4 protein-coding genes and 1 pseudogene are annotated in these 6570 nt (G+C 58.6%); 2 read left to right on the forward strand and 3 right to left on the reverse strand.

All coding sequences use genetic code 11. The features are described from left to right. Window positions 1-103 precede the first annotated feature (103 nt). The 3 genes from NKH57_RS27720 to NKH57_RS27730 form a co-directional block, all read right to left on the reverse strand. Window positions 104-1957, reverse strand: a complete 1854-nt coding sequence (locus NKH57_RS27720) for an adenylate/guanylate cyclase domain-containing protein (protein WP_352949155.1) — start codon at window positions 1955-1957, stop codon at window positions 104-106. A 204-nt stretch (window positions 1958-2161) separates the two neighbouring features. Then, window positions 2162-2827 carry a hypothetical protein gene (locus NKH57_RS27725; RefSeq protein ID WP_352949157.1) on the reverse strand — a complete coding sequence of 222 codons (666 nt, stop codon included), beginning with the start codon at window positions 2825-2827 and terminating at the stop codon, window positions 2162-2164. Between the two features lie 24 nt (window positions 2828-2851). Further along, window positions 2852-4249, reverse strand: a complete 1398-nt coding sequence (locus NKH57_RS27730; protein ID WP_352949159.1) for a selenium-binding protein SBP56-related protein — start codon at window positions 4247-4249, stop codon at window positions 2852-2854. A 777-nt stretch (window positions 4250-5026) separates the two neighbouring features. Between NKH57_RS27730 and NKH57_RS27735 the strand changes: the two genes are divergently transcribed. Next, a complete protein-coding gene (locus tag NKH57_RS27735) occupies window positions 5027-5842 on the forward strand; it encodes an alpha/beta fold hydrolase (protein WP_352949161.1) in 816 nt (271 codons plus the stop codon). A 532-nt stretch (window positions 5843-6374) separates the two neighbouring features. Next, a pseudogene (locus tag NKH57_RS27740) lies at window positions 6375-6570 on the forward strand (adenylate/guanylate cyclase domain-containing protein); the annotation flags it as partial.

Raw genomic sequence — 6570 nt, forward strand, 5'->3', positions numbered from 1 at the left:
GGCCTCGACCGACAGAACTGTTGCCGGCACTAGTCAGCTCTCAGGGTGTTGGTTGCCCCCGGGATGACGATATGAGGCGCATTGCGGTCCGGCAGCATAGAAACTACTTCATTGGCACTCCCGCGGCCACCAGGTCGGCCACCTGTCGATCAATCACTGCAGGATTGATATGGAACGTCATATCGCGCCACCGCGTCGCCTTAAGCCACGGTTGCATGGCAAGCGCCTTGAGGACTTCGCTGCGTGCAGCGACAGTTTTTCCAAGATGGACATCGTTGATGGCACGTAGCAGCGGAACAGTGATCAGGAAGTCTGACGCCTTCGTGATCAGGGCATCAGATTCGGCGTACTTTTCGATATCAGTCAGGGCATTCGCCTTCATCACCAGATAATAATCGGCGAAGTTTGGATCGTTCCTGAGCCCGTATTCTGCTCGCTCAATCGCCTTGTCAGTCAGGCCGCTGAAGCGGGCTGCTGATGAAAGGTCGCCGATGAGAAACGCGTCTCCGGGCGAAAGCGCGATCACCTCGTCGGCCCTGCGCAGAGACAGATCAAATTTCCCCTGATAAGCAGTGACGTAGACGGATGACCACAAGCAGCTTTTTCTTGCGTCGGGGCCGAGGTTAGCCCGCGGAAGAATCCTTGCTTCCAGTTCAGACGCCATGCGCCAATGCTCTTCAGGCTTATCGTCAAAAGCGAGGCCAGCCGCCAAGACGTGATCCCAGGCCAGTCCGCACGATAACAGCGACGAATCGGGAAATTTGGCCAAGCCCTCAAGAATTATGTCCGTCGCCTTTACCAGGCTCTCGGGCGTAAACTGCCCAAAGAAGAAATTGGATCGAAGGAAGAAGTCGTACTCTTCAAGATCCGGTGTGTCCTTTTCCCAGACCTTCTTGTACTCCATGTCGTACATTTTTCCGCGCTGGCCACCAAGCGTGCCAATGATTCGTTCGATCGCCTCGTCCTGAATCACAAGGGGATTGCTTCCAGAGCGATCGAACTTTTCCGCCCAGAGATTTTCGCCTGTGCGCGCGTCGATCAGCTGTGCAGTGATCCGCACCCGGTCCGTCTCTTTCCAGATACTGCCCTCAATCACGTAGGCCACGTTCAACTCTTGGCCGATCTGGCGGACATCGGTTGGCTTGTCCTTATAGACGAAGCTCGAACTATGCGAGAGTACCTTGAGTTCGGTGACGCCTGCCAGCATCGAGATCAAATTGTCCGTCATGCCGTCGCTAAAATAATCTAGCGTCGTGTCGCCGCTCATGTTCTTGAATGGCAAAACTGCCACGGTCGGGATGCCACCATGGCCTATCTCGCGCTTTATTCCATAGAACTGCCACCACGCCAGGACCGCTGTGACTGTTAAGACCAGCACTAGGAAGGTCGCTACGACTGGCAGCCACGACCGGCTGCGGCTTGTGCGCATGGGCTTGGCCTTGCCGTCGGTCGTGACACGGTATGCCTCAACCGGCTCCGCGATGTTCTTGACCTTGCGCGGGCCCATCGACTGAAAGCCGAAAGCCAGCTTCTTCTCAACCTCGCGCGCGACCTTCGCCGACACCCAGATACCGCCAGGCTCAGCAAGTTGTTCTAGTCGCGCCGCGATATTTACGCCCTCGCCAAACCGATCGTCACCCTCGACAATCACCTCGCCAAGATTGACGCCGATGCGCACTTCCACGCGCTGGTCTTTCGGCAACGAGGCGTTTCGCTCGGCCAGCCCACGTTGCAACGAAACTGCGCATTCCATCGCCTCGACGACAGAAGAAAACTCCGCCAGCAGACCGTCGCCCATCAGTTTGAAGATAGTGCCATGATGACGCGTTACTGTCGGCTCGAACGGTTCCTTATGACCGGCGCGCACCCGTTGATGCGTACCCGCCTCGTCGCGCTCCATCATGGTGGAATATCCGACGACGTCAGCAGCAAGGATGGCGGCGAGCTTGCGGTCCATGGCGGAGCACTCTGTCGGCGGCCAAACTCGGAGGCGAGGTGGCAAATCCTGCCGGGCTCCGATCAGTTTCGCCGAAAGCTGGCTGGCGGCTTCCAGTGTGAAGTGTAAGTGAGCGGACATTCAGCTCGGCGCAGGCTTTGTCCTCACCTGACCCTTTCGAGACATTCGCCTAAAGCGAAAATTCCTTTGCCAAATGCGTACAACTCACCGAGCGTACCCGATACTCGCGATCCCAATTCCCCCCACCAGGATCAGGCTTACGGCCCACACAATGTCGAGATTGAACCAGCTTTGTGAGATGAACTTGGGTCCGAGCCATCGATAGACGACAATGGCGATAATGCCACCGCTTACAATCATGGCGGCCGTATGGACCACGGAGACGGTAGTGGCGGTGATCAGATTACCGGTCACGAGCGTGGCAGCCGCCTGGTGTCCAACATCAAGTTCCCCGGCCTGGCACAGGCCCAGATAAATCGGCACCAGCATCAGCCCGGCGCCATGCGCGGTGGCGGCCGCGAAGGACCACAAGGCCAGTTGCGCCGGTGGGATCCGGGCAAGAACGCGCGGGTGGCGCCGGTTGATCAGGAGATAGAACCCGGCTGCAATCACGATCAACCCTGCCGCGATGCGGATCTGTCGTTGCCAGACAATCAGCGTTAGCATCGCGCCGAAGGGCAGCAGGATACCGATCATTGCCACAAAGTGTCCCATGGCCAAAAGGCCGAGCGCCCGGAACAATTCGCCGGCACGTCTGCTCAACAGTCCGGCCGAGACGGCCAACGGCCAGCCCATGCCGGGATTGACGCCGTGATAAATGCCGCTGGCGATGACGGCCAGCCAGAGGCCGGTCGTCGTCCACTCGCTCATCGCTTCATTGACCCGAGCCGTCGGTTACACCGACGGATAGCAGAAAGAATCCGTCGAGCAATCACCGCCTTCCAGACGAATCTGATGCGAGCGATACCCCTTGGGAAACTTGACATAAAAGTCCTTGTCCAGGGTGATCCCACCGTTCTCGCCGACATCGGCCTTGACCATGGCTGCCGGAATACCATCGGGATAGAACTGGTCGTCCCAGGTAGAATACAGGGAGTTGGTCCAGTAAACGCGTTTGCCGTCGCGGCTGATCTCGACCATCTGCGGTCCGCCCCTGTAGTCGCCGCCGGGATGCTTGGTCTTGCGCGTGATGCCGCCAATATGGACGGACCCTGCAAGCTTGGGCCTCATCGGATCGGTCACATCATATTGGCGCATCTCGCCGGTGCCCCAGCAGGATACGTAGAGGAAGCGGTCATCGAGTGACAGGTCTATGTCGGTTACCAGCGGCGGGACCGCCTCGAAGCCCCGCAGAAGCGGGGGGAGGTCATCTGTCGCAGTTGCCTCGGGCGGGATAGTCGCCGTCTTTTCGCAATGGAATTTGCCGCGCTCGCGCCACCATGTCCAGATCGATCCCTCGAGGTTTGTGGTGTCAACGACCACTCCAATGAAACCGTATTCCTTTATTGGGTCATGGGCGGGGCGGACTTCCAGTGCCATCTGGTGATTGGCTCCCAGATCAATGGTCTGCACGTTCCTGCGTTCGCGCAAATTCCAGAAATGCAGCCGGTGTCCGTATTTGTTCGACAGGAGGTCTTCCGGGACGATGCCGTTTTCGAACTGGGGCGGAAGTGCCCACTCGCTCGACACCATGTAGTCGCGCGGCAGGTTCCACCAGAAATCATACTGCTTGTCCTGCGGCCCGCGGTCGATCTCGTAGCGCCCGATGACATCGAACGTCTGGCAATCCATGACAAAGATGCCGGGAGGTCCGTCGGTGCCGTCAGGGCCACCGCCCCCAAGCGTCGAGACATAAATTCCTTCCGGACCGCAGTGAATCGTATGAGGCCTGGAATAGCCCGTCTTGGCAAACACCTCCTCTGGCTCGATGATCTTGTGGATCTTGGCCTTGGTCGGTCCGCCCTTGGTGTCTATGACGTAGATGCGCGAAGATCGCATACCGGGAATGATCAGAAAGCGGCGCTCGAGAAACGGGTGGCCGTTCAGCGGCGAAAGGGCCGAAGAGCAGGCGTTCCAGCCAAAATGGTGAAACTCGTCGCCCTTGTTCGGCATGATCACGCTATGGACGACCTTGCCGTAGTCCCTCGACTTCGGGTTTACGTCAACTATTGCTAGTCCATCAGGCTGAGAGAAGTCGGCACTCAACATCAAAGCGTAGGCAAAGTTTTCGACTGGCGCCTGCATTGCGAGCTTGGCAGTCGCGTGGAAAGTCGGGTCTGGCCGTACAGTCATTGTCGTCCTCCCTTGGCGGATTTAGCAACCCGACCGACAATCAGGGGCAGACCTGTGATGCGCTTGGATGCCCGCCGAAAACGTCGGGACGCCTTGTTTTCCGCACGCTATTTTCGTGCGGCTTTTTGAAGAATCTCACGGATCTTGGAGAACTGCAATCTCGACTTGTTTGACCGCGAGGCACTCTGTGAGCGACGAGCGCGTTGCCCGCCCACACGCGGTGGAGCGGGGCGAGCGCTGCCGACTTCCGCGAATGTCGGCTTTCACGATCAATCTCTATCAGCCTCGCGCAGGCGTCACTGACGTGGCGGTCAAACTCGCCCACCATATCCGACCAACTAGTCAACCGCACGCAGCGCGCTGCGTGACCCGGAACCTGGGATGGTTGGCTGCACATACCACGGCCTAACCACAAGCTGAGAAGGTCCGAGAAGGGCTCACGACCTTCCCGCGGTCTTGCCTCAGGGATGTCCGCAAGCGTCGGAACGCGACCTCTGTGACAGTGACGACGAAGGTCTGGAAGTGGCGCTGTCGAGGCGACCGGATGCAGTTTGCCGGAATTCAGTTGCTAACGGGCTGTACGGCTCATTCGGGTGGATAGGGGGCCCGTTTGGCTCGCCCAACATGCAAGGAGTGCCATGAAGCGGTTGTTGAGCGACCCAGGTGTCTGATCCGCTGCTGGCGCGGGCAGCGTCCGAGTTTTGAAGCCAGCGGTCTCGAACTGTATGAACCAGTTCGTACGAACGGCGCTGTCCCGAAAACGGAGGAGAATATTCGATGTCGTGGAAACTCGATGAGACTGTGGAAACATCTGCGGGCGCTGTTGCAACGGGTCGACTTGGCCGTGGGCCTGCCCTCGTGCTGGCCCACGGCTGGCCGTGGTCTTCGTTCTCATGGCATCGGATTATTCCGGAGCTTGCAAGGCGGTATCGTGTGCATTGGTACGATATGCCCGGATACGGGCGATCCGACAAAGCCGCGGAGAAGCGCACGTCGCTCGATGTGCAAGGTCAGGTATTCGCCGAGATACTTGCGCATTGGGAACTCGAGCAGCCGATGGTCGTTGCCCATGATTTCGGTGGAGCAACGACGCTACGGGCGCATTTGCTGCATGGCTGCGACTTCGAGCGGTATGTTCTGATGAATGTCGTCGCGATGCGCCCTTGGGGATCGGAGTTCTTCGATCATGTCGGTCGCAACGTGGATGCCTTTCTGGGCCTGCCGCCGCATATCCATAGAGCGCTCGTGGAGGCCTACATCAAGGGGGCGATCGTAAACGACATCGACCCTGGAGATTTCGAGAAGCTTGTCGAGCCGTGGCTTTCCGAGGAGGGACGAGGAAGCTTCTATCGGCAATTCGCGCAAGCCGATGAAAAATATACCGCCGAGGTCGAGCCGATGTTCGGGGATATTCGGTGTCCGGCAAAAATAATCTGGGGCGAGGACGATCCATGGGTCCCGCTGGAGCGAGGCAAAACGCTTCATGCGCTGATCCCGCTGCCCGGCGTCGGCCACTTGCCTCAGCTCGAAGCCCCGCATCTTGTTCTGGAACGGCTGAACGCGTTTCTATCGCCCGAAGGCGAAGCCTGGTGAAGGGAGCGACCCTTGGGAAGGGGAACAATGTCAGCTTCGGGGCCGTTGCATCTCGTTGATGGCCGGCTTGCGAGGGTCAGCAACGGGTCGAGCCAAGGCGTAGCGCGAACGGCGGCTCTGGAGAAGCGCCAGGAAGGTCGGCAATTGGCGCAACTACGCCCTCAAGCGCGGTCGCCGGTAATGTCCGCTGTAAGGCGGTGGCACATCTAACTTTAACGGCCGACATGGGGCGCGATCCGGCCTGTCGCGAACGCGAACTTTTGACCCCAAAGCCCCCATTTGGCGGCGAACCCATAGACGGCCTCTTCTGGCGCTAGTTGCCCGTTCCGGCGGCCGGCTCAAACGGCAAGCCCTGACCCAAACGAGCCATTCCGGTAGGCAAGCACTAATGTCTCGAATGTGGTAGACTACGACATTGGTTACACCTCGCCGTATCAGCGGTCCATCAAACGTGCGGAAGAAGGGATTTGCTGGTGAGGTCGGTTTCCTTTCAGAACAACCAATACTATGATCCGCTGGGGCGAGGCCGACAATGGATCGCAAGCTTTCCGCGATTTTAGCCGCAGATGTAGTGGGCTATTCGTCTCTGATGGAGCGCGACGAGGCCGGTACATTCGAGCGCCTTCGTGCCGGACGCAAAGAACTGTTCGAACCCGAAATCGCTCGCCACCACGGCCATATCTTCAAGCTGATGGGCGATGGGATGCTGGCCGAATTCGGCAGTGTCG

Origin of the sequence: Mesorhizobium sp. M1050 (assembly GCF_040318715.1) — a bacterium.
Lineage (GTDB): Bacteria > Pseudomonadota > Alphaproteobacteria > Rhizobiales > Rhizobiaceae > Mesorhizobium.